This is a genomic window from Nonomuraea sp. PA05, from assembly GCF_008086045.1.
Taxonomy (GTDB): domain Bacteria; phylum Actinomycetota; class Actinomycetes; order Streptosporangiales; family Streptosporangiaceae; genus Nonomuraea; species Nonomuraea monospora.
This window is the reverse complement of record NZ_VSEY01000026.1, coordinates 140,909-164,465: the sequence shown is the minus strand read 5'-3', so window position 1 is coordinate 164,465 and position 23,557 is coordinate 140,909. Positions and strand designations below refer to the sequence as shown.

Genomic DNA, 23,557 nt, shown 5'->3' with positions numbered 1-23,557 from the left:
CACGCTAACAGGCTCCGGATGGGAGCCTGTTAGCGTGACTGGTCAGGTACGCCATATCGCTCTTCCTGAGGGCTGGGAGCGCTGGGAACTGGCGGGAGAGGAGGAGAGCCGGGTCGTCGATGTCCTGTTCAAGCTGCTCGACGAATTCCTCGCCGAACGAGAACTTGTCGAGGAGCAGTAAGCCACCCGGCTTGATCGTCACTCTGTCGGCAGCGCACAACGCCGGGATGCGACCGATCACCCCGCCGGTTCGCTCCCGACGGTTCTGATAGACATCTGCCGTGGACCACCCGCGCCAGCACCTGCACATCGTGTCTCCAGAGTTCACCGTCGAGCGGCTACCACCTGCGCGACCGCCCGGGGACGACTGGATCGTGCAGGTCCGCGCCCCCGAAGGGCTGACCGTCGTCCGCGCCGCCCGCCCGCACGACACCGGGGAACGGTGGATCGGCTTCTACGGCGGCGCAACGGCCCACGACCTGGACGTTCCCGGGATGCTGGCGGCGATCGTCAAGCCGCTCGCGGATGCCGCGATCCCCGTGTTCGTCGCCTCCACGTTCGACGCCGACCTGGTGCTGGTTCCGCGGGAGAGGCGGGAGGAGGCCGTCGTCGTCCTGGAGGAGGCGGGGCACCGGGTGGAGGACGCCGGAGAGCCTGTCTGGCCACCGCGCTGGTTCACCTCTTCCTGACGACGATCGGTTCCGACAGCGGCTTCTTTGCTGCCGGGCGATCACGGCGAGCACCGAGGGTGCGACGGCGCTCATGCTCGGCATCGAGGTTCTCGAGTTCCGCCACCGCCGCAGCACGCTCGTTCTCGGTGATCGGCCCGTATTCCTCCTCCAACCAGCCCACCAGCTCGCTCAGCCGACCCAGGTCGCATGCGGCGCGCGGCGCCTGCCCTCGTTCCGCCGTGTCCGCGCCGATCTCCTCCGGAGAATGCTCAGCCGCCATATGAGGCACCATGCCCTCCGACTCATGCTCCATACCGGCGTTTACCTGAAACGCCGCAGACCGAGCGCGGCGGCAAGCCAGGCGAACGGGATCGCCGGCAGCACGTACCGATGGTCGAAGTCCAGCGCGGCCACCGGCGCGACCAGCAGGAACATCGCGACCGACCACGGCAGCAGCGCGGCCCTCCGCCCCCGCCGCAGCGCCCCCACCCCACCCGCCACCAGCGCCACCCCGAACACGGGCCCGTGCAGCAGCCACGGATACGGGTAAGCGGCGAGCACGGACGCGAACGGCTCCACCGACCGCATCCCGCGGATGTCCGGGTCGTACTCGTTGCGTACCTTGCCGATGAGGGCGTGCTGCTCGGGCAGCGGCCAGGAGCCGCGCGGGAAGGTGGTGTGCGCGCTGACCCGCTTGGGGTGGGCGACGGGCTCCCAGGTGAAGGCGAGCGAGGTGTCCAGGGCCACCTCGCGCAGGTAGTCGAACGGCTGGGCGGCGATCGCGGCCACGGCGAACGACCTGGCCTGGTCGTTGCGGGAGAACCGGTCGCCGGGCAGGCGGTTGAGGGAGGAGGCGGGGGCCCAGACGTACTCGGAGGCGGCGTCGAGGACGGTGCCGTTCGGGCAGAGCGTTGCCAGGTCGGGCGGGGGCTGGATGCGCGTGCAATCGGCGAAGGTCATGGTGCGGGCCCAGAGGGCGACGCCGTCGGAGCCGCTGAGGGCGAACCTGCCGTGGTGCTGGGCGTACCAACCGGCGTAGGCCAGCAGGGGCAGCCCGCCTGCCAGCACGAAAGCCACCACCGATCGCCAGGACGTGCGGCGTGCGAGCAGGTAGAGCGCGGCCAGGCCGAGCAGGGGGACGGCGGCGGTGCGGGTCAGACCGGCCAGGGCGAGCAGCAGCCCGGCCGCCGTGGCGGCGCGGACGGAGAGCCGCACCGCCCCGCCGACCTGCGAAGGACCTGCCGCCGTGGCAGCCCGGGAAGGGGCCCGTCGCCACATCAGCACCGTCAGCGCGGCCGTGACGAGGAAGATGACCTGAAGGTCCGACAAGACGGCGTGCTCCAGCCGCACGAACGACGGGTCGAACAGCACCGGCACCGTGGCCAGGGCCGCCGCCCACCCGGGCAACGACCAGCGCCGCGTGAGCGCGTACAGCATGATCGCGATGCCGAGCCCCATCGCGTGCTGCACCCCCGCCACCACCTCCACGCTGCGGAAGGGACGCAGAACCCACAGGAACCACGAGTACCCGGCCGGATGGAAGGCGCCCTGCGGCCTCAGGTGCACGGCCGTGTCGAGGTAGGTGAAGGAGTCGTACCAGTAGAGCTGCGCGGTGTCGTACCCCAGCATGACCAGCACCCGGAGTACGGCGGCCAGGACGAGCAGGCACCCGAACACCCAGTGCCGGGAAAGACTGAGGCCCGTGATGTCCGCGTGTGCGCGGACTCCACGGGCCAGGGTGGCGGTCACGGATGGTCCCCCGATGGAACGGGCCGAGCGGATCACGGCCATCGGGGAGGTAGTTCAGCGAGCGGCGCATAACCCGGACGTCACCGGAAGTGGTTATGCGCGCGTTATGTCGGGGTGCCGCGTGCGGCCGGCAGGCCGTCAAGCGGCGTCGAGGGCAGCGGTGATCTTGCGGATCATCTCGGCGAGGGGCGGGCTGGGCTCGCCCTTGTGGGTGCTGACGACGGCTTCGACGGCGACGAGCACGGTGCGGCGGAAGTTGTCGGCCTCGACCGGGTCCTGCCGGTTGAGCAGGCTGCTGGTCGCCGTCAGGGCCGGGAGCACGAGGTCGGCGAGCTCGGCGACGGACTTGCCGCGCAGGTTCACGCCCTTGGGCCACTCGGCGAGCACGTGCCCGACCAGGCCGGTCGCGGAGGCCAGGGCGATGGAGCCGTGGGTGGCGGCCCGGTGCGGCCTGCCTGCGGCGTCGGCGGCGGCCATCAGCGAGACCGAGCCCCAGGCGGCGGTGCGCAGGGTGATCTTGTCCTGGCGGGAGAGGGTGACAGACATGGCGGGTGACCTCCGTACAGGTGGCGAGGGGTATCTCAGGCGGTGAGGGACTGCGTGTCGCGGGTGACGGGCGCGCTCGCCTTACGTCCGCGCAGCAGGAGCAGAGCGAGTACGGCGGCGGCGAGCACCCCGGCCACGGCCCCCAGGAAGGCGGACGACATGGCCGCGTCGTAGGCCTGGCGGGCGACCGCGGCCAGGGACGGGTCGGTCACGGCGGCGGCCACCGAGCGGCGGGCCTCCTCGGAGGCGGTGGCCGGCATGGCCGAGGCGTAGCTGCTGGTGGCCAGGCTGCCCAGGATGGCCACGCCGAGGGCGGCGCCCGCCTGCTGGATGGTGTTGTTGAGCGCGGAGCCGACCCCGGCCTGCTCGGCGGGGATGGCGCCCATCAGGGAGACGACGGCCGACGGCATGGCCAGGCCGCTGCCGGCGCCGAGCACGGCCTGGGCGATGGCCAGCGCGGCGAAGCTGTCCGCGGAGGAGAAGCTGAGCAGTCCGAACCCGGCCGCCATGACGAGCAGGCCGACCACCGCGGTGGTGCGGTTGCCGAGCCTGGTGCCCAGCGCGGCGCCGACGCCGTTGAAGACGATGGAGGCGGCGAACATCGGGATGAAGGCCAGACCGGCCTGGACGGAGGTGTAGCCGAGGACGAACTGCATGTACTGGGTGAGCACCAGCAGCAGTCCGCCGTTGCCGACCTGGACCAGCGTGAGCGAGAGGCTGCCACCGGCGAAGTTCCGGTCGGCGAACAGCTTGAGCGGCACCATCGGGTGCTCGGTGCGCAGCTCCCAGACGATGAACGCGCCGAGGGCGACGACCGCGATGATCAGCGGGGTCCAGGCGATGCCGTGCGCCAGCTCGTTGATCGTCCACACCAGCGCGGACATCCCGACCACGGACAGGACGGCACCGAGCGGGTCGGGCTTGGTCACCGGCCCCCGGGACTCGGGCATGAGGGTGACGGCGGCCAGGATCGCCAGGGCGGCGACGGGGACGTTGATCCAGAAGACCGCCTCCCAGCCGAGGGTGGCGATCAGCGCGCCGCCTAGGACGGGCCCGCCGACCAGGCCGAGCACACTGAAGGCGGCTCCGGCGGCCATGGCCTTGCGGCGTTCGGCCTCGTCCGTGAAGACCGTCATCATGATGGACAGGTTGGACGGCATGATCAGCGACCCGCCGACGCCCATCGCCACGCGGGCGGCGATCAGCTCGCCGGGGCTCGTGGCGAACGTGGCGACCGCGGAGGAGGCGCCGAACAGCACCAGGCCGATGACCATGACCTTGCGCCTGCCGAAACGGTCGGACAAGGAGCCGGCGGTGAGCAGCAGGCCGGCGAAGACCAGCATGTAGGACTCGAGGACCCACTGAATGTCCTGCGAGGTGGCACCGAGGTCGGCGGCCAGGACGGGGACCGCCACGGTGAGTGCCATGTTGTCGATGACCAGGACCATCGTGCTCAGGCACAGGGCGATCAGGATCAGCCAGCGGCGGGGGTGCGGTTGCATGTCTCTTCAGCTTCCGTTTCGTGTGCGCGGAGGGCGATCGGGCTTCGCTGGACTTGCTTGGGGCCAGGCCCGCCCGAGGGGACGTCCCCCTCGGGCGCGGCTCCGCGTCAGTCCTCGATGGCCTGGTAGACGGTCGTCCAGAAGTCGGCCATCACGTGCGCCGGGCTCGGGACGGTGTAGCCGACCTGCGTGAGCAGGACGCCGACGATCTGGTTGGCGGGGTCGGCGTAGGTGGAGGTGCCGCTGCCGCCGTCCCAGCCGAACTGGCCGATGGGGGCGTAGTCGTTGTGGTGGGTGCGGACCGCCATCCCGAGGCCCCAGCCGCCCTGCTGGCCCTGGCCGAAGGAGATGTGCACGGCGCTGGTGGCCAGCGCGTGCCGGACGGCCTGCTGCTCGGGGGTGAGCCGGTTGGTGGTCATCAGCTCCACCGCGGCCCTGGACAGGATCCGCCTGCCGTCGTGCACGCCGCCGTTGAGCAGCATGCGGAAGTAGGCGTGGTAGTCGTCAGCGGTGGACACCAGCCCGCCGCCGCCACCCTGGAACGCGGGCGGGGTGCTCCAGCGGCCGCCCACGGCCTCGTCCCAGGCCTGGAACTCGCCGGTGGCGGGGTCGGGGGCGTACAGGGTGGGCAGCCGGTCGATCTTGTCGGCGGGGACGTGGAAGCCGGTGTCCTTCATGCCCAGGGGCTCGAAGATCCGCTCACGCAGGAACTCCTCGAACGACTTGCCGGTCACCCTGGAGACCAGCACGCCGACCAGGTCGCTGCTGATCTGGTACTGCCACTGCTCGCCCGGCTGGTGCATCAGCGGCAGCTCGCCGAGTCGGCGCATCCACTCGTCCTGCTCGGGCACCTCGACCGGCAGGTTCGGCGTCAGACCCCGCTCGAAGATGGCGCCCAGGATGGGGGTGCCGAGCGCGGTCATGTCCATGCCGAGGCCGAAGGTGGAGGTCAGCACGTCCCTGACGGTGATCGGGCGGCGGGCCGGCACCGTGTCGTCCAGGTCGGCGCCGGGGCTCGTCAGGACCTGGCGGTTGGCCAGCTCGGGCAGCCACGGGTCCACCACGTCGTCCAGCCGGAGCCGGCACTCGTCCAGCAGGACCATCGCGGCCGCGATGGACAGCGGCTTGGAGGTGGAGGCCATTCGGAAGATGGTGTCGCGCTGCATGGGGGCGCCGCCGTCGTGCTGCATCGTGCCGAGCTTCTCGACGTGCGTCTGGCCGTTGCGGCTGACCAGTGCGACCAGGCCGGGGATCTTGCCGGAGTCGACGTGCCTGGTCAGAACCTCACGCAGCCTGCGCAGTCCCGTTACAGAAAAGCCGGTGGTCATTAGGATCTCCCTCAGATTCTTGTTCTTGGTGTGAGCCGGTTCGTCTTGCCGAGCCGGTCACGAGAAGAACTTTCGCCGACCGTGCTGATACGGGGCCGTCATCGCCCTGACGCGGCGACTGACACATGACGGTGCTTGCTCTCAGGCGGCGTCAAGGGCTTCCGCGATCTTCATGAGGGTGGGTCATGGACGCTCGGTCAGGGCGGGACGCGCCTGGTCGGCGGTGGTCTTGCTGTACTGCAAGCGCTTGGACGGCTTGGACGGGCCCGCTTCGACGACCTGCCGTCGCTCTCAGGAGCAGATCAGGCTCGACGTGCTGCGCGACCGCGTCCTGCTCCTTCAGGGCGGGCAGGCTCAGGCGCTGAACGGGCTACGGGAACCGGGCGAACAAGCTCAGGCGCTGGACAGGCTGCCGGAACTGGGCGAACAAGCTCAGGCGCTGAACGGGCTGCCGGAACTGGGCGAGCAGGCCTCAGCAGAGCAGCAACATGGACCCGGCCTGGCCGCGGAGTTCTGGCGTCTCGTCACCTTGGCCAAACAGCCGCCTGCTTCCCGCACCCGGCAGAAGCCCTCACAGCTTCTCGCGCAACCCCAGATACTCCAGCCCCGCGTCCGTGATCTTGACGTACCGCGTCAGGTCGAACTCCTCACCCGGCCGCCCATGATCCTCGCGAATCGCATTGAGCCCCCGCTGCGAGTCGAGCGGCTCCAGGAACCCCAGGGCATCGAGCCGCTCCAGCTCCTGCTGCAGCTTCCCGTCCTCCCGATGGCGCACCAGCACCTGCTTCTCTTCAGAGAGCCGCCGCAGATGGTTCCACTCGTGCTTCGTCACGAGCCCGCCCAGCGTCACCTGCAGCGCCCGCAACTCGCCCTCCAGTACGCGCTGCTTCGCCTCGGCCCTTTCCAACCGGGCGCTGACCCCGTCCGCACCGATCGACACATCCGTGATGAAGTACGGCGACGCCGCGAACCACACCCCGGCCAGCAGGGCCGCGGCCAGCGCCACCTCGTGCACCTCAAGGCGGTGGGTCACCAGGCCGAGGGGGATGGCCACGATGTAGGCCAGGTAGAGGATCGTCAGCAGAACCGCGAGGATCGTGCCGATGCGCCGCGTCTCCATACCGGGAGTGTGCTGCCCTGGCGCCTTCTAGGGAAGCCGGTCACTTTGCCTGCCCGGATGATTCCGGAGGAAGGTCGTGGTGGTGGCCCGAAGAAGGCGAGGCGTAATTTCTGGGAGGGTCCCAGGAGCTCAGGCGTCCCGCTCAGCCGGAAGGAAGATCGTCTGTCGGCTCTCGCGAGCGGCCCGGGCGGCCGGGATGCGGGCGGCGGTCGTGGCGGACAGCTTGGTGGCCGCCTCCTCCCACTCCCAGAACTCGGCGGCGTCGAGCTCTTCGGTCTGCAACCGGATGCGGGAGGGATCGGCGATGGTGCCGCCGTCGAAGATGAAGTTCATCATCGGCCGCCGCCGCTCGTCCATCGGCGGCATCCAGTCGACCACGAGCAGCGGGCCAGAGGGGATCTCCAGGCCGAGTTCCTCGCCGATCTCACGCACGGCGCACACGTGGGGAGGCTCTCCGTCGTCCACTATGCCGCCTGGCACTCCCCAGTAGGGGCGGTAGTTGGGTTTGACCAGGAGGACGCGGTCGGCTTCGTCGGTGAGCAGCATGCACGCCGACAGGTGAACCGTGGGCAGGGTGGCGTACCACTCGGCGGGCGGCAGAAAGGTCTGACTCACTTCATCCACGCTACCCCGCCGACCCAGCCGCCACCTGCTTATCCGACCCGCCCAGTGTGGCAGTTGATCAGGAGCGGGGCGCTCACCTCGGCTACGACCGGTGCGGGGGTGCGCACGTCGACCGGCAAGGTGATTTAGGGCGATGACGCACCGCAAGCGGATCCGCACCCCCACCTGCGGAACGAAGGGCGCCCCGGTAGTAGCGGGTCGGTGGGGGGTCGCCGACCGCGACCTGGCTGCACATCCACTGCCAGATACGCGGCTGTGCGAATGTGCGGCCGTCAGCGCATCCCGCATCCCAGCATGCGGCCGTGCTGCGGTACTCAAGCTGCCAGGTAGATGCCAAGCAACTGCCAGGCGTCTGCCAGGCCTGATCCCCAGGATGAGCTGTACGACGATCACATCAGACATCAGGCTCGGCGTAGTGCGCAGCATCCAGTACGGCCTCATCGCCGAACCCGACGTCTTCGCTCCACAAGCCTCGGGGACGTCCTGGTGCAAGAGATGCGGGAAGAGACAGGACTGCACATCCGGGTAGGCCGCCTGCTGTACATCTGTGATCTCCTGCCTGCGAACGTCGTGCACCTGACCTTCGAAGGGTCTCGTGTCGGCGGGGTCGTCGGAGATTTCGCCGTTGGCGCCAGCACCCGCCCGATCCGCGGCGTCGAGTTCGTCAAGCTCGCCGACTTTTCGTCGTTGGACTTCTCTGAGCGCTTCACACACCTAGCCTCAGGCCGGTTCCTACGTGGGACCCAAAGCCGCTATCGGACTTTGATGCAGGCGGTGCGCTGGGGTTGCCAGCTTGTCCATCACGCCGGTGTCTCACGACGGGAATACCGCCGTGCCTTGATGTTGGCGGGTGCTCGGCATTGCCTGCAGTGCGTCACTAGACCGAGCCGCTACGGTTCCTGCCGAGCTGCTGAACGTGAATAGCTGATCACACCAAGTGGATCCGACGGCATCGCCGTGTGCGCCCATTCCAAGGCATGGCCAGTACAGGATTCTGAGATACAAACCCGGTCGTTCCTGGCAATTCCCATATGCGATCATGGTCGCCTCGACTCTTCTCAGCTAGATTTCTTCCCTGGCGTGGGAAAGGGATGTGGGACCTTGAGCCTTTACACCGTCTTCGCGGACTGGGCCAGACGCAATGGCGTCGAGGCAGCTGTTGCCAGCTTTGCGGGCTCGTTGCCGGAAGAGCTGGTGGACAAGTTCCGATGTCAGTTCGAGGCTGACAAAGCGAAGGTACAGGCCGGCGGTCCGCCGATCATTACAGCCGGCGCGAACGACTGGTACAGCGGCCCAGGCGAGTCCGACCGCTACTGGTTGGCTCTGAGAGACCAGTTCAAGACCGAGAAGTGGCCAGAGGAACGCATCAGTTCCGTGGACCACTCGTCCAGCACCGTGGTTGCTCACACCCCTCGACCGGACCGTTCCACATGGGACTCCAAAGGCCTGGTGGTGGGGTATGTCCAAAGCGGAAAGACCACCAACTTCACCGCCGTCATCGCAAAGCTCGGTGATGTACGGTATCGCCTGGTCATCGTCCTGTCCGGTATCCACAACGGACTGCGCCGTCAGACCCAGGTACGGCTTGACCAGTACCTCAAAGACCTCAACCCCGACCGCTGGATGACCCTGACCGGCGAGTCCCGCGACTTCGTGGAGCAAACGCTCGAGGCGTCAGCGGCGCTCAGCGAGGAGAAGACCGTCCTGGCGGTCGTCAAGAAGAACGCGGCCGTTCTGGACAAGCTCATCAAGTGGCTGGACAAGCCGAACAGCCGGAAGGCACTCGCGTCCGCACCGGTATTGATCATCGACGACGAGGCGGACCAGGCATCGGTGGCCACGGGCCGGATCAACCCATTGATCCGTCGGCTGTTGCGCCTGATGCCACGGTGCACGTACATCGGATACACCGCGACACCCTTCGCCAATGTCTTCATCGACCCCACGCAGGACGACTTGTATCCGAAGTCGTTCATCCTCAACCTGCCGCGTCCGGACGGCTATTTCGGTCCTGAGAAAATTTTCGGCCGTGACGCCGTCGAATGGGAAGCCCCCGACGAGCAGGGCCCACCGGACGGTTACGACATGGTGCGTCTGGTCGCCGAGGAGGAAGTACCCCTGCTGCGTCCGGGCAGCAAGGAATCCGCAGACGGGTTCACCCCAGTCATGATCGAGGAACTGGTGGCGGCCGTCCGCTGGTTCTGGTTGGCCACAGCCGCTCGACGAGCGCGCGGCGATGACGACCACAGCACCATGCTCATTCACACGTCCGTGAAGATCGCAGTTCACGAGAGCTACCGAGGTCCTCTTCAGACTCTGCAGACAGATGCCCGGGCCGGTCTCGACTCCGGCCGCTCCGAAGTCCTCGACGAGTGGCGGAATCTGTGGGAGAAGGAGTCCTCACGAGTGCCTGCCAAGGACTTCGGCCGGGCACAGAACACGTTCGACGAGGTTCTGCCTCATCTGAGCAAGGTCATCACCAGCACGCGTGTCGTCCTCGACAACTACCGCAGCCAGGACCGGCTCGATTACTCCGCCCCATCCGTGGTCGCCATCGCCGTCGGCGGCAACACGCTCTCACGAGGACTGACCTTGGAGGGACTCGTCGTCAGCTTCTTCGTCCGAGGGGCGACGGCCTACGACACCCTGCTGCAGATGGGCCGCTGGTTCGGGTATCGGAGCGGATACGAGGACCTGCCCAGGATTTGGATGACACCGAGCCTGGCTGCGGCATTCCGCCACCTCGCTACCGTCGAGCACGAGATGCGCGACGACATCGACCGCTACCAGCGGGAAAATCTGACGCCGGACCAGGTTGCGGTGCGGATCCGTACCCATCCATCATTGCGGATCACTGCCAAGATGGGCGCCGCCCAACCGGCCTTCATCTCCTACGCCGGACGCCGACTGCAGACCCGGTACTTCAAACACACCAACGCCGATTGGCTGGACAGCAATCGACAGGCCGCGGAGAATCTCGTTCAGGAGGCGGTCAGGCACGGCCAGGTCGAAGACCTGGGTGCCGCCCGACTGGTCCGGGACGTCCCCGTCTCGCTCGTGAAGACCTTCCTCCACCGCTACCAGGTGCACGAGGACTCGCCGGACCTGGAATCGCTGCTCATGGTCAAGTACATCGACCAACAGCTCACCAGCGACCCACCGAGTCTGGCGATGTGGTCCGTCGCCGTCGTCACCGGCGAGGGCGGGAATGCAAAATTGGGCGGCCTGGACATCAATTACTCGATCCGATCCCGGCTGAACGACCACAGCGTGGAACGGGCCGACATCAAGACGTTGATGAGCAAGCAGGATCGCGCGTTGGACCTAGGCCTGACAGCTGCGCAGGCGAGGGCGAAGAGCGAGAGCGAACTCGTCGCTTTGCGTAATAGTCACCCGGTATGCCACGACCGCGGTCTGGTCGTCCTGTACCTGATCGACCCCACGAGCGAACCCGCCAACCAGCAGCAGAGCACCACGGCCGAGCACCCTCCGCGTATCGCACTCGGCGCGGCGGAGCCCGTGGTCGGCCTCGGCATCACGTTCCCCGGAGACGTTGAGACCAAAAGTGTCCAGGCCACCCATGTCGCAGTCGACCTCACAGACGTTGAAAGCGAGAACGTCGACGAGGCCCTCGGCGTCGACACCGAGGACATGACATGACGGACACCGAATCAACGATGCTGGAGCGTGCGTGGGCGGTTCTCTCCCGGCCACGCACGAAGGAGCTCGCCTCCTACCCTCTGGAGGTGACGTGCCACTCAGAGCCCTGCCGCGTGGCACTCGACGGCACAGGTGCTCGACATCTGCTTGTTCCCGCAGGTGACGAGGACCTCTCCGTCGACTCCAGGCCGGCAGTCCTTGCCACCGTGGTCCGCAAGCTCGGATTCGGCGGACCCGCGATCGTGTACGTCGACATATCGTGTGCCGAGCCCGATCTCTTCCCGGAATTCGACGAGGTCGTGATGGATGTGCTGGAAGCCGTGGTCGACGCGCATCAACCGGCGGCAGCCAGTCTCGGTGCCATCGCACGGTGGCGGCGACTCTTCCGGAGCAGCCTGCTGCGTGGACTGTCGCGTCAGGCCAAGCTGGGTCTCTTCGTGGAACTCACTGTGCTCTCGGCCCTGGTCGAGGCTGACCCCGGGTTTCCTATGGCAGCTTGGCGTGGCCCGCTCAACGAACCTCACGACTTCGAGGCTCCCGTCCGGTGCCTGGAGACGAAGAGTCTGAGTGCCGCAAGCGACAGCATCGCCGTCCACGGCCTGGAGCAAATGAACACCCATGATGGACGACCGTTGGACCTCGTTCTCCTACGTGTTGTGGAGGACTCCGACGGACGAACCGTGAGCAACCTCGTCGAGCAGCTCCGCGGCGTGGTGGCGTCGCGGGCGGACTTCCACGCAAGGCTCTCGGCGGCAGGGTGGTCCGACCAGCCGGATCGGCCCGACCTGGACACCTTCGTGATCGAGGAGATACGCAGTATCGAGGTCGGCCCCGGCACACCGCGTCTCGTCCCGTCATCCCTCGTCACGGGCTCGCTGCCGGACGGCGTCGCAGATCTGGATTATCACGTGGATCTCGCTTCCCTGCTCCTGTTCAGCATGGGCGCGTCGCTGGTTGAGATCGCTGAGAAGGCGGTCCGATGAACCTTCGTTGGTGGTCACAGCCGTTCGCTCCGGAGGGCTCCGCGGCAGCGGAGGGCATCGTCAAACAATTGGGACGCCCCGCGCTGGACCCGTTGACCGTCCTGGTGAGGGAAGCGGCACAGAACAGTTGGGACGCACACTTGCCCGACGGTTCGGTGGAATTCCGCGTCGATGTCCGTGTGCTCGGCGACGACATCCGAGCGTGGCGTGACCTTCTGCTGCCTGGACCTCCGAGTCAGTCCAACGTCGACCTCGATCGAGCCCTGCGCCCGGAGGCCGTCGTGCTGGTGGTCTCCGACCGTAACACCAGGGGACTGGGTGGTCCGCTGCGCGCCGGTGAACGAGCGAATCCTGGGGAGACACCGGATTTCGTGCAGTTCCTCCGCAACGTCGGGGAACCCAGCGACCACCAGTTCGGCGGAGGCACGTACGGATTCGGAAAGGGCATCTTTTACCGGCTCAGTCGAGTCGGTGCGATCCTCGTGGACACGCACACCACCGCGGACGGTCCCGCCTCCCGTAGGCTGATGGGTGCCGCGCTCGGCCACAGTTGGTATCTCGACGAGCGCCGTTTCACCGGCCGCCATTGGTGGGGCCTTGTGGCGGCTGACGACGTGCCGGACCCGGCTCTCTCCATGCAGGCCGATGCGGTTGCCAAGGCACTGGGGCTGTCAGGGTTCGAGGATGGGAGCACCGGTACGGACATCGTCATCCTGGCCGCCGACCTGGGGACCGTCGGATCAGAGCCGGACGCCCGTGACCGCACTCCGGAGGAGGCTGCGACCTTCATCGCATCCTCGCTTCTGTGGAACCTGTGGCCGAAAATGGTCCCGGACGAGCACGGCCGGCACATGCGCTTTATCGTGGGCGTCAACGGGTCCGCAGTCCCGGTTCCCGAACCACACACCTTCGACGAGCTCGCACCGTTCATCGACTCTCTGCGAGAGGTCCGGGCAGGTGACGGAGCCGCACTCTCGCGTACCGTCCCGCCCAAGCACGCCGGCGCCTTCGCAATGGCCCTGAACGCCGCGGAAACCGCGAACACCCGCCTTCTCATCGGAGCGGCGAAGCCGTTCGAGGGCCCGTGCCACCATGTCGCCCGCATGCGGGTCGCCGAGCTCGTGGTCGACTATCTTCCCGGCCCGCCCCACCCCGATTCCCGTCTTGCCTATGCCGGAGTGTTCAAAGCGTCCGAAGACGCCGACGCACTGTTCGCATCCGCCGAGCCGCCCACTCACGACGACTGGATCTCCAAGGGCCTGACCGGAACCGCGCGAGGAGTCGTACAGGGGGCACGCACCTTCATCCTGAAACAACTGGACGAACGCCTCGGGCTCGGACCTCAGACCGGCGGATCAGGAGGCCATGGGCTGGGGCAGTTGTCGGCGCTCCTCGCCGGCATCGTCCCCGCACGAATGAATCCGTGCTCGGAAAAGGGCGAGGCGGACAACAGTGTCGGAGGAGGCGGACAACCTGGCGCATCCTTCACTTCCAGTGGTACCTGGGGAGGTGGGGGTGGCAACGGGGGCAGTCCGGCACCTCGACGGGGAGGAAAGCCCCGACTGCACGGAAGCCCGGTGCTGCAGGTCCACGAGGGGAAGCCGTACCTGGTCGCCGCCGTTGAGGTTCCTGCTGCAGACGCCTCCAGGGTCCTGTCCGCAGACGTCGAGGTCGTGGTGGAAGGGGGAGGCCGCGAGAGCGAGCCACCGCTCGGCGCTGCCGTTCCGCAGATCACGCAATGGCAGTCCGCCTCCGGAGCCGTCGCGCATGGGAGAACCGTCACGGTACCCGCGGGTCAGGAATCGGACTGGTACGTGTTCGCCACGCATGTGCCCGACGCTGTCGTGCGTTTCCGAGTGAGTCAGGTGGTGTCCGATGCCGGCTGATGTCCGTCCCTACCTGATCCCACGTCCAGGCACGGTGGCTTGGGAACCGTGGTTCCTGCTCGACGCGGAGGAGTGGATTCCCATGCCGGACGCGATCGACGGCTGGGACCCAGGTACGAATTTACGAGCAGTGCGCCGTGTACGGATCGATGTAGCGCGCTTCCCACAGGAGACCGGACTCGCTCTGGCGGACGTCGCCGTGACCGTCTCTTGGACCAGCTCCACCACCGACATGACCGAAGCCGCACCCACGGCTTGGTTCGACCCGAACGGCACGGCCTTGATCGACGTCACACTCGTCGGCGAACGACTGTCCGGGGTCCTGTCGCTCCGGAGCACCGTCAGCCTCACGAGCGCCAGCACCGGGCGAGGGGCCGGCGTGGCTACGGTCCTAGGTTCAGTGCTCTCGGAGCACGTCCAGCGAGTAGTGCTGGAGAGTGCGTCATCCATGTTCCCGGTGCACGAGATCGACTTTTCACACACGCGACTCTCCCCCACCGCCAGTTGGCACCTGGAGACGAGCACCGACCTTACCGCCCCCTTTTACGGAACGTTCCGTGTGCTCATCAACAAAAGCGATCGTGAGCTGCGTACGGCAGTGGCCCGCGGTGCCAAGGACAGACGTCAGCATGCCCTGCTCGACGAACTCCAGGCAGGCGTCGCCGCGTTGCTGCTGGAGCTCGCCCTGCACCTCCGCACCGAACTCGCGGAACGCGAGGAATGGCCGCCCGACAGCGTCGGGGACGTGCTGGCAAGGACCCTCGCGGCGTCGCCGTTGCACCTCTCCGCCCCGCCCGGGGCAGCGGAACTCGCGGAGTTCAAGACCCAAATCTCAGGTGCGGTAAGAAACCTCGGCAGGGGGCGGATCTTTCAGTGAGCGAACTGTGGCCCCATCTTCCCTCCGTGGTGGGCGCAGCTGTGTACGTCGAGGTCGCCGCCGGACGATCTCCCGCTCCACGCGACAGCCACCCTGAACAGACGTGGGCACCAGTCGGTGGCCGTATCGCGCCGAAACGCGTACGGGAGCTGATTGACGCAGTCACGACGACCTCGAAGGGATACGGCTACCCTCGGGCAGCGGCAAACGATGCACGAATCTCCTTCGACCGGGACGCGGCCAAGGTGATTCGCGATCATCTGGACTTGTCGTGGGCGGAAGCCGGCAACCGGGACCTCTGGTCCTTCCTCTCTCTCGTGGCTCTTCCTCATGTGACCATGTGGCGTTTCGGGCCAGGCAATAAGGAACGGTGGGTCGCCACGGACCTCACACGGCACACTTGGGCCCGGTTGTGGTGGCAGGCCGTGATATTCGCGGGTCACGAGCAAGTCCTGGCTGCGCTCACTGAGAGCGACCTCAACCAACTTCTGGAACGCCGCAGCATAGGCGGCGATCCCCGACTGGTACGGGAGATGGCCAGTGCGGTCATCGAGCTTGCCGTGAACACCCCTCGCCGGCCGGTTATCCGCGACGTCACAGCTCGCCTGCGAAGGTACCTGGCGTTCCTGGATGTCCGAGCTCTCTCGAACCCACAGATTCGAAATCTCTGCCTGACGCTGACGAGCGAGGCCGTCACGCGGCTTGCGACGGCGCAACACGGGACATCCGAATCCACTCAACCCTGACATGAGGGCCTGCGAAGCGCCGGACGGCCGATCACAGCAGTCGGACGTCGACAGACTGCAGAACTCATCAGTGATCCGCTCGCGACCCGCGTGGCTGCCTCGACAAAGCTTCGCCTATGCAAGCTTCTACAAGACCATCGCCGAGCCCCAGCGGCTGCAGGTGGCCTGATTCGGCATACAGCGAGCCGCTGTCGATGGCTCAGGCCCCGGGTCTTGCTCCTCGATCAGCAGGCTCCTCCGAGTACTCCCGTGAGTGGAGCCTGTCTTCAGGCGGGGGCCAAGTCGTCATTGGCCACGACGGAAGTAGTTTCCCTTCTGCCGCACGGCATGCTTGTCAGACCACATGAACTCAGCCATGGCGTTGAGCCGGTCCATCCAGCATCCCGCACAGCGGAGTGGTCGACTGGGTCAAAGGATGGAGGGCAGTCTGGCAGAGTAGTGGCGTGATACCCGAATTCGACGTCGGTTGCTACATCGACTACAGCCCCGACACGCTGCGAGAGACTACTGCGGAGGACGTCGCCAGCTATCCCGGGCCTGGCTGGAATCGAGACTATCGGCCCCTTTATGATGTGACCTGGGACGAAGTTGAAGGCGCACTTGACATTGAGCGCAAAGCCCTCGATCGAGCGTCCCGCGCATATGACGCTGCAGGATTCGAAGCGACGCTGGCAGCAGTTGTCGAAGAAGCCTACGAGAACGAGGACGACGGATTCTTCTGCTATATCGGAGGGATGGATCTCGGTGTAGCCGCCTTGGTCATGGCGATCGTCGCGGCTGGCGGCACGACTTACAACGCGTGTCGTGGAAGGGCGCCCGGTTCTTTGCACCTACAGCAGCACCCATATGTGGGGGTGGTTCTCGACAGGGACCGTGCGGCCCTCACCTCACGGTTCGTACTCGAAGCGGGCTGCTGCCTCTACTCCGGCGAAGAGGGATACCTTGCCATAGGCGCGCCTTCAGTCGAGCATTGCCACCGTCTGGCTCGTACGATGATCGAGAACCGCCATCTGTTCGACCGGCTCCCTGCTCCGACATGGCGCGACGGCCTAGAGGACCTTGTCGATTAGCATTCGCCGCTCAAGCTCATGGACTCACCCCGTCACCGCCCGGGAGATTCAAATAAGGGGTCAGGCAACTGCGATCACGGCGGTGCGATGTCCTGGCTCGTCATTCTTGTCGGAGCCGAAAATCAGGCAGGGTCGGTACGTCCTCAGCCGTGTTCAGGCAGCCAGGTGTGCTTGTCAGTGGTTTGCTGCCGGAACGCCCTTGACCTGAGCGAGTTACTGCGTCTGGAGCGACATCTGGGCGATTACCGGCCTCCGCGGAGTTGACCTCAGCGGCGCGCGGCGGCGCGAGTGTCGAGCGCGATCCGGACCGACGTCCAGCACGCCGAACGTTTCTCAAACGTCCCGCTGCTTCTGCATGACGTGTTTTAACGCATCGTCACATCATCACCAGGAGACACCTCCCGGACGGACCTCTCAAGCCTGACTAGCTTATCCTCCGCCTTTCCTGCTTGAACCGTTCGTTTCGAACATGGTCAGCTTCTCCCCGGAAAGCCTTGATGTTTCCGATCTTGTAAGCAACAGGGTCGCTGTCGCGCACCACGAACTCGAAGTCCTGGCGAAGCAAATTGATGTGACGTTCCAGTTCATACGCTTTGAGGCCCGACTTCGTCGCTCGGGCAATCTGATCAATGGTCATGAAATCCCCTCGCTCCCGGAGAACCCGGTACACAGAGTCGTGCTCCGGCTCCGCAACACGTTCACGAGGTGTGGTCGTACGGCTTAGCGCTGCCGAAATAGCCATGCCGAGCGCCTTGGCCATCGGAGGCGGGAAGGCATTGCCAATCTGGCGGTAGCGAGCAGTCTTCCTGCCGTTGAATACCCACTGAAACTCCCCCTCGTCCCAACCCTGGAGACGAGCTGCCATTTCGCATGTCAACTTGGGCCCTACTTCGAAAACCTCGCCTCCGAACGGAGCTGCATCGGCCAAAGCCCACCCGTTCACACCCATCTTCGCCCACTCGGCTTTCGCTCGTGTCGGCCCAAGATCCGCACCACCATGCTTCTTCGAGCCTCCGACGAGAGTCGGCGCGATACGATTCGCCCTTCTCGCCCACGCCTCAGCCCCGTCCCAATCGTTGGCGGACATCAAAGGCAGCAGAGCCTGCCCGACGGTAAGAGGGGCAGGCGCGCTTATAGGCCAATGAAAGTACGGAAAATCTTCCGGAGTCATCGCGACGAGTATGAATCTGGGCCGCAGCTGAGGGACTCCGTAGTCGCACGCGTTCACCATTTTCCAATCTGCCACGTATCCGAACTCACGTAGCCGGTCCAGGACGTGTTGCCGGTATCCCGCAAATCTGGGTTGACTCAGGCCGCGAACATTTTCCAACAGCAACGCGCGAGGTCGGACGATTTCGACCTGCTCAACCGCCCAAGCAAAGAGATCACGCTCATCGGTGGCCCCTTGCTGTTTGCCTGCGACAGTGAAGGGAGGGCAGGGCACCCCACCGGCCAGGAGGTCAACGCTTCCAGCGTAGTCGATGGGGTTCCAGACGCATCTATCCGCGACGTCCCCCGTCACGACCTTCCAAGCTGGGCGGTTCAGCCGCAGCGTCGCAGCTGCGTCATCGTCAAGCTCTATTAGTAGGTCATGCTCGAAGCCTGCGCGCTCCAACCCAAGCGCCTGCCCACCAGCGCCGGCACAGATCTCCACGGCCCTGAAGATCCTCTCGATGTGGCCCATGAGCCCTCCTCTGTAGCGAGAGCACGAGAGTACCGATCTGATCCGACAAATCAGACTCTTGTCGACTACGAACGGCTTGGGCAAGATCTACTGTCATGTCACCAGCTTCTGGCATGCGAACCACAGCGCTGGACCAGGGTGACTGTCGTGATCAGGGAGTAAACTTGCCGCCATCGTGGCTGCCCCATAGGTAGGTAGGCGTCTCAGCTGTACCTGCCATCCACCTCAGCTGACAGGAGAGTACGTGCGCCGCCCCCCAACGATCGTTGATCTGTTCGCCGGTCCGGGAGGGTTGGACGTAGCTGCACGATGGCTCGAGGTGGCAGCGATCGGCATCGAGCTAGACAAGAACGCGTGCGAGACGCGGAACGCCGAGAACCTCGAAACGCGACATGACGATGTACGCAGTTTCAAGCCTGCGGACTTCGGCGATGCCACCGTCTTGGCGGGCGGCCCTCCTTGTCAGACGTACACCGTTGCGGGTTCAGGCACCGGGCGCCGCGCACTGGACGAGGTTCTCGACTTCGCCGATCGTATGGCACTCCGACAGGACGTCGCCGCCGATCTTGAGAAGCTAGCAGCCGATCATGATGGCGACGACCGCACGGGCTTGGTCCTGGAACCCCTGAAATGGGCGCTCCAAGCGATAGACGATGGCAACCCTTACGATGCAATCGTCTTGGAGCAGGTGCCCGCTGTACTTCCCGTCTGGCAAGCCATGAAGACAATCCTCGAGAAGGAGGGATACAACGCGACTTGCGGTGTACTACGCGCAGAGGAATTCGGAGTTCCGCAGACGCGTCGTCGAGCGGTGCTCATCGCCCGACTGGACGGTGAAGCCGTTCTGCCCAGACCAACGCATTACCCATATCAAAAGAACACCCCGAGGCATGGGGGCGACGCGAAACTGCTTCCATGGGTTGCGATGGAGGACGTGCTCAACCGACCAGAGCCGTTCGTCGTCGTCTCCAACTACGGAACCGGCGGCGATCCCAAGAACCGAGGTCAGCGCACCTCAGCCGAACCCGCTTTCACCGTGACGGGAAAAATCTCCCGCAACCGCGTGGAGTTGCTCGATGGTCGGCCAGCAGATCCTCCACGTTTCTCTCTCAAAGAATCTGGGCAGTTGCAGACCTTCCCCTCGGACTACAAGTGGCGCGGCCGGGATGTCGCACAACAAATAGGAAACGCCATTCCTCCCCGCCTCGCCACCTATATCCTTGCCTACGCGCTCGGGCATGGCGAGGCGCCGCTCTACGACATCTTCCCTGATCTGCGGCAGCTAAGAAGCCTGAGGTGACCGAGTATGACCTCTCCGGCAGCCCAGACCAAGACAATAAATTGGGCACGACCAGATCGGGGTGAATAGGCACTGACCGCCTCGCCTTCGGCGCGCGGTGCTTCAGGTCGCGGCGCTGCCTCGTACTGCCGTCGCCGGTCCACTTGCTTCCAGGGGGCGGCATTGGTCAGGGTGAATGCACCTCATCCATCGCCATCGGGAAGGTTCGCGAGGTTTCCCTTTCGCATGTCGATTACCTCTTCCAGTCGGAGCGCGCGACATAATGCGTGCAACCGAACCAATCGATGAGGCGCTTACGCGCTTGCCTACAAGCACCTTCCCCTGCCGACTTGAACCTTCCCTGCCCACCTGAAAGAGAATGGCGGGCCCGTGCGAGTACGGTAACCACACTTGCCGGAGCATACTGCTTCCCTGGGCCCTGGTGTTTGTCCACGTGATGTTAAGGCAGATTCGCTGTCAGTGCGTTGCTCTCCATGGCGAACTTGAAGAGGTTGTTGAGGATCTGCTGCTTGTGCTTCGCAGCGTGCCCGCCGACGGCAGCGCCGCCTACGTCCGGCTGATGCGGTCGAGAAGCGAGCGGTGAGGGTAGCACCATACTTCCACGACGGCGTTCGCGTTGGCGGACTTAGCTCCTGAATGAACTGGTTATGCCGCGATGCGAAGCGATCAAGCTCGGTAGGCGATCCGTCGACCCATCCTCGATATGGGTCGCTTCCCCGAGAGGCGGAAGGTACGATGCCTCCGACAAGGGCCTCCGCTCTTGTCGAGACTTCTAGGGCTGCGGCTCTAGGGGAGAAGGGGGCAGGCATGCCCAGATTTGTACACGTGCCGACGGAGGCCACAGCCCACCTCATCCGCCAGGCCTATGAAGCTGGCGGGCCTTACCAGTGGGCGCGAGAAGCGTGGAAGAACTCCGAGGAAAGCGGCGCGTCCATCGTCCACTTCGGGATCGAAGAGCAGGCTGCAGAACGGCAGGGCGTTCTACGCCGCACGATCATGGATAATGGCGCAGGAATGCGGCCGGAAGACCTCAAGATCTTCCTCACGACGTTCGGTGGCGGCGGTAAGCCCATCGGTGTCGACGGCAACTTCGGCCAGGGATTCAAGTCCTCCGTCCTGCCGTGGAACCCGTACGGCGTGGTCGTCATCAGTTACACGGCTGAGGCGCCTGACGGTGCCATGCTGTGGATCTACCGCGACAGCGATGGTAACTACGCCCTCCGGGAATGGTCGGCCGAGGACGAGAACGGCGAATTCGTCAGCTTCACGGACGTGGTGCAGCCGTTCATGGATGAAGACCACGGTTGTGACTGGAGCCGTATCCGTCCCCCATGGATGCACACAGGAACAATCATGGTGCTGCTCGGGTCGGCCCCAGACAGCGACACCTGGATGGGGGATCAGGACTCCTCCCGTAAGGAAACGGTCGACGAGCTCGTTCGGTACCTCAACAGCCGCCTGATCGAGGTGCCGGAGAGGAACGGCGCGCCAATCGAAACCACGGTCGTCGACCTGTACGCCAAGAAGAGCAGCGACCGCCGAGACACCAGGGACAAGACCGTGAACCTGCCCGACGGCAGGGCCATGGTGTGGCGCCCCCGTCGCGTCCATGGTCTGCGACATTACATCCCGAGCGCCGCCGTGACGGGCGCAGTAACCGTCGATGAGCACGGAACCCAGGTCGACTGGTTCTACGTTCCAGAGCCGGAGCCGCCCGTTGGTGGTACAGCCGACTACATCATCCAGCGGCCCGTCGCGGTCGTGGACTACCAGGGGGAGGCCTACCACGCGGACCGGGGCAAGAGCCGATACCGCCTGTTCGGCATCACTGACGAGATCATGGGGCGTACATGGCTGATCGTACGCCCACCGGTCTACAGCGACAGCCAGCCCACTCGATGGGGTGTGATCACGCAAGCATCCCGACACATCCTCTTCGGCAAGGGTGGTACGGAGTTGCCCTGGGAGGAGTGGGGAGATGCCTTCTTCGAGAATTTCCCGGAGGAACTGGCCGAGGCGCAACAGAAGGCTCGCGCTCGGGACACCACCCAGACGGATCCCTCGATGGCCAAAAATCTTGCGCGCATCCTGGATCGGCTGAACCCCCGCTTCAAGGCTTCCAGGGTCCTCAGTGCCGCGATGGGAAAGGTACTCGGGCACCCGAGCGGCTCGTTCGCCGGCACTTCGGGTTCGCGTGGCCCACGGTCTGCCGGAGGATCCGGGAAGTCGGGCGGAACGGGCGGCACGGGCGGGCCCCGCCATGTTCTCGTACCGGCAACAGCCGGCTCGATGCAGGGCTCCCCTTCAAGGGTGCGGGGTGGCTATCCCACCTTCGACTGGAAGCGCTTCGATCCTGAAGAGAGCAAGCACCTGGCCCAGTACGTGCGCAACGAAGTGCGGGACATCGAAGGGGCGGAGTACCGAGGGGTGGTCTACCTCAACTCTGCCCATCCTGTGTTCCTCCAGGAGTTCGCTTACTGGGCCGACCAGATCTGGCCCAAGGCCGATCCGGCGAAGGTGCGGGATCTGGTGCAACGGGTCTATGGCGAAGAGGCGGTCGCGCACGTGGTTCACGCCCAACGGCTGAACGGAACTCTCGTAGGCAAGACCGAGGACGACGAGCCGATTCTCATGGGCGAAGAGGACGTGCGGCAGCTTCTGGAGCCCACCGCCCTGTCCGCAGCTCTGCTGGGACTCGTCAATGTCGAGCAGCGCATTCTCACCCAGGGCGGAGGACAGTTCGGGCGTCGCGCCGATGCGTAAGTAACACAGTCGGGCCACCGGCTCAAGTGGAGTCGGTGGCCTTGACCTGTGTTGAGCCCAATTCTGGTTCCGCTATAGCGTTCTCCCGTGGCCTCCATTCCTTCTCCTAGTTCGGCCGGCGTGTCAGCGCGGATGAGCAAACAGCGTCGCAGGGACACGGCACCTGAAATCTCGGTCCGCAAACTGCTGCACGCCCGTGGCCTGCGATACCGAGTGGCGTGGCCGATACCTGGACTCAAGCGCCGTTCGGTTGACATCGCCTTCACCCGAGCGAAGGTCGCGGTGTTCGTGGACGGCTGTTTCTGGCACTCCTGCCCGGAACACGCCACGCGCCCCGCCGCGAATGACACATGGTGGGCCGAGAAGCTGGCGAAGAACATGGCGCGGGATGCTGCGACCAACGAGCATCTGCAGCAGGCGGGTTGGAGAGTCGTCCGCATCTGGGAGCACGAAGACCCCTCCGAGGCTGCCAATCGCATACTCAAGGAGGTCACGCGTTCACGGGCTGAGCACTGACTCGCAGCCGATCGTCGATCGCGGTGTTGCCTCCGACATCGGCCGGAAGCTCCACCAGCTGGCTTGCACGCCGGCGTGTGACCATCCCGTTCGTGAGACCGCCGCACCTGTAGCAGGCAATTCCTCCGGCCCGCTCACGTCCGAAGACGCTCATCGTTTCTCAGGCCAGGCGTCTTTGGGCGCCACGAACGTCCCCCGGCCCTGGATCGTGACCACCCAGCCTTCCTCGCGCAACACCTCCATGGCCCGCCGAACAGACCCCCGAGCGATGCCGTGCTCCTGCTGCAGCGAGCTCTCGGAAGGCACCAGCTGTCGCTCCTCCAAGTCGCCGGCCTTGATGCGCTCCCGGATGATGCGAGCCAGTTGCTCGTAGATAGGCGTGGGGTCGAGCTGGTCAATGGTCACGCGACAACACGTTAAGGACGTACAGGCATGGAGCTTACGTCGGGTACGAGCTGTACGTACTGGACGTGTTGTACGTGTGGGACGTACTCTGCTGGAAAGTGAACGGGCCCGCCTCAGCGGTGGAAGC

General features: G+C 65.5%; 20 protein-coding genes. 11 read left to right on the top strand and 9 right to left on the bottom strand.

The annotated features are described in order from the left end of the window. Positions 1-34 precede the first annotated feature (34 nt). Positions 35-181, top strand: coding sequence for a hypothetical protein (locus tag FXF51_RS61165; RefSeq protein WP_187414752.1), 147 nt, complete (start codon positions 35-37; stop codon positions 179-181). Positions 182-281: 100 nt separating this feature from the next. After that, positions 282-689: an ACT domain-containing protein gene (locus FXF51_RS36000; protein WP_148439180.1), complete on the top strand. Its 408-nt coding sequence runs from the start codon at positions 282-284 to the stop codon at positions 687-689. On the opposite strand, the gene FXF51_RS62105 is transcribed toward FXF51_RS36000, so the two are convergent. From FXF51_RS62105 to FXF51_RS35965, 7 genes are all read right to left on the bottom strand, one after another. After that, complete coding sequence (locus FXF51_RS62105; RefSeq protein ID WP_222871608.1) at positions 676-951, bottom strand: CopG family transcriptional regulator; 276 nt, start codon at positions 949-951, stop codon at positions 676-678. The two genes, FXF51_RS36000 and FXF51_RS62105, sit on opposite strands and share 14 nt — an antisense overlap. A gap of 41 nt (positions 952-992) precedes the next feature. Continuing rightward, entirely contained in the window at positions 993-2,420 is a 1,428-nt protein-coding gene (locus FXF51_RS35990) for a hypothetical protein (protein WP_262380056.1), read from the bottom strand. A 138-nt stretch (positions 2,421-2,558) separates the two neighbouring features. Continuing rightward, the gene (locus FXF51_RS35985) at positions 2,559-2,966 is read right to left on the bottom strand and encodes a hypothetical protein (protein WP_148439179.1); all 408 of its coding nucleotides are present in this window, start codon (positions 2,964-2,966) and stop codon (positions 2,559-2,561) included. Between the two features lie 35 nt (positions 2,967-3,001). Beyond that, a complete protein-coding gene (locus FXF51_RS35980; protein WP_148439178.1) occupies positions 3,002-4,468 on the bottom strand; it encodes an MFS transporter in 1,467 nt (488 codons plus the stop codon). A 107-nt stretch (positions 4,469-4,575) separates the two neighbouring features. Next, positions 4,576-5,796, bottom strand: a complete 1,221-nt coding sequence (locus FXF51_RS35975) for a serine hydrolase domain-containing protein (RefSeq protein WP_148439177.1) — start codon at positions 5,794-5,796, stop codon at positions 4,576-4,578. Positions 5,797-6,367: 571 nt separating this feature from the next. Beyond that, a complete protein-coding gene (locus FXF51_RS35970; protein ID WP_148439176.1) occupies positions 6,368-6,916 on the bottom strand; it encodes a hypothetical protein in 549 nt (182 codons plus the stop codon). 129 nt (positions 6,917-7,045) lie between these two features. Next, a complete protein-coding gene (locus tag FXF51_RS35965; RefSeq protein WP_148439175.1) occupies positions 7,046-7,531 on the bottom strand; it encodes an NUDIX domain-containing protein in 486 nt (161 codons plus the stop codon). Between the two features lie 1,110 nt (positions 7,532-8,641). On the opposite strand from FXF51_RS35965, the gene FXF51_RS35960 reads away from it, so the two are divergent. From FXF51_RS35960 to FXF51_RS35935, 6 genes are all read left to right on the top strand, one after another. Continuing rightward, complete coding sequence (locus FXF51_RS35960) at positions 8,642-11,200, top strand: Z1 domain-containing protein (protein ID WP_148439174.1); 2,559 nt, start codon at positions 8,642-8,644, stop codon at positions 11,198-11,200. Continuing rightward, positions 11,197-12,183, top strand: coding sequence for a PD-(D/E)XK motif protein (locus FXF51_RS35955; protein ID WP_148439173.1), 987 nt, complete (start codon positions 11,197-11,199; stop codon positions 12,181-12,183). Before FXF51_RS35960 ends, FXF51_RS35955 begins: the two co-directional genes overlap by 4 nt. After that, positions 12,180-14,069 carry a hypothetical protein gene (locus tag FXF51_RS35950; protein ID WP_148439172.1) on the top strand — a complete coding sequence of 630 codons (1,890 nt, stop codon included), beginning with the start codon at positions 12,180-12,182 and terminating at the stop codon, positions 14,067-14,069. Before FXF51_RS35955 ends, FXF51_RS35950 begins: the two co-directional genes overlap by 4 nt. Beyond that, positions 14,059-14,946 carry a hypothetical protein gene (locus FXF51_RS35945; protein WP_148439171.1) on the top strand — a complete coding sequence of 296 codons (888 nt, stop codon included), beginning with the start codon at positions 14,059-14,061 and terminating at the stop codon, positions 14,944-14,946. Before FXF51_RS35950 ends, FXF51_RS35945 begins: the two co-directional genes overlap by 11 nt. A 41-nt stretch (positions 14,947-14,987) precedes the next feature. After that, positions 14,988-15,692, top strand: a complete 705-nt coding sequence (locus FXF51_RS35940; RefSeq protein ID WP_187414751.1) for a hypothetical protein — start codon at positions 14,988-14,990, stop codon at positions 15,690-15,692. Positions 15,693-16,135: 443 nt separating this feature from the next. After that, positions 16,136-16,762: a hypothetical protein gene (locus FXF51_RS35935; protein ID WP_148439169.1), complete on the top strand. Its 627-nt coding sequence runs from the start codon at positions 16,136-16,138 to the stop codon at positions 16,760-16,762. A gap of 424 nt (positions 16,763-17,186) precedes the next feature. Here FXF51_RS35935 and FXF51_RS35930 read toward each other — a convergent pair whose 3' ends face one another. Continuing rightward, on the bottom strand, positions 17,187-18,446 hold the full coding sequence (locus FXF51_RS35930; RefSeq protein WP_148439168.1) for a DNA cytosine methyltransferase: 1,260 nt from the start codon (positions 18,444-18,446) through the stop codon (positions 17,187-17,189). 244 nt (positions 18,447-18,690) lie between these two features. Between FXF51_RS35930 and FXF51_RS35925 the strand changes: the two genes are divergently transcribed. The 3 genes from FXF51_RS35925 (at position 18,691) to FXF51_RS35915 (ending at position 23,025) form a co-directional block, all read left to right on the top strand. After that, positions 18,691-19,746, top strand: a complete 1,056-nt coding sequence (locus FXF51_RS35925; protein WP_222871607.1) for a DNA cytosine methyltransferase — start codon at positions 18,691-18,693, stop codon at positions 19,744-19,746. An 825-nt stretch (positions 19,747-20,571) separates the two neighbouring features. Continuing rightward, complete coding sequence (locus FXF51_RS35920) at positions 20,572-22,509, top strand: hypothetical protein (protein ID WP_148439166.1); 1,938 nt, start codon at positions 20,572-20,574, stop codon at positions 22,507-22,509. 87 nt (positions 22,510-22,596) lie between these two features. Further along, positions 22,597-23,025, top strand: coding sequence for a very short patch repair endonuclease (locus FXF51_RS35915; RefSeq protein WP_262380055.1), 429 nt, complete (start codon positions 22,597-22,599; stop codon positions 23,023-23,025). A 150-nt stretch (positions 23,026-23,175) separates the two neighbouring features. Here the strand turns inward: FXF51_RS35915 and FXF51_RS35910 are convergent, their stop codons facing one another. Next, on the bottom strand, positions 23,176-23,430 hold the full coding sequence (locus FXF51_RS35910; RefSeq protein ID WP_148439165.1) for a GntR family transcriptional regulator: 255 nt from the start codon (positions 23,428-23,430) through the stop codon (positions 23,176-23,178). Positions 23,431-23,557: the final 127 nt, after the last annotated feature.

What these genes read in the sequence shown, in the direction of transcription:
- FXF51_RS62105 (WP_222871608.1), bottom strand. Translation starts at nt 951, where the DNA reads ATGGCGGCTGAGCATTCTCCGGAGGAGATCGGCGCGGACACGGCGGAA.
- FXF51_RS35985 (WP_148439179.1), bottom strand. Translation starts at nt 2,966, where the DNA reads ATGTCTGTCACCCTCTCCCGCCAGGACAAGATCACCCTGCGCACCGCC.
- FXF51_RS35980 (WP_148439178.1), bottom strand. Translation starts at nt 4,468, where the DNA reads ATGCAACCGCACCCCCGCCGCTGGCTGATCCTGATCGCCCTGTGCCTG.
- FXF51_RS35975 (WP_148439177.1), bottom strand. Translation starts at nt 5,796, where the DNA reads ATGACCACCGGCTTTTCTGTAACGGGACTGCGCAGGCTGCGTGAGGTT.
- FXF51_RS35970 (WP_148439176.1), bottom strand. Translation starts at nt 6,916, where the DNA reads ATGGAGACGCGGCGCATCGGCACGATCCTCGCGGTTCTGCTGACGATC.
- FXF51_RS35955 (WP_148439173.1), top strand. Translation starts at nt 11,197, where the DNA reads ATGACGGACACCGAATCAACGATGCTGGAGCGTGCGTGGGCGGTTCTC.
- FXF51_RS35950 (WP_148439172.1), top strand. Translation starts at nt 12,180, where the DNA reads ATGAACCTTCGTTGGTGGTCACAGCCGTTCGCTCCGGAGGGCTCCGCG.
- FXF51_RS35945 (WP_148439171.1), top strand. Translation starts at nt 14,059, where the DNA reads ATGCCGGCTGATGTCCGTCCCTACCTGATCCCACGTCCAGGCACGGTG.
- FXF51_RS35930 (WP_148439168.1), bottom strand. Translation starts at nt 18,446, where the DNA reads ATGGGCCACATCGAGAGGATCTTCAGGGCCGTGGAGATCTGTGCCGGC.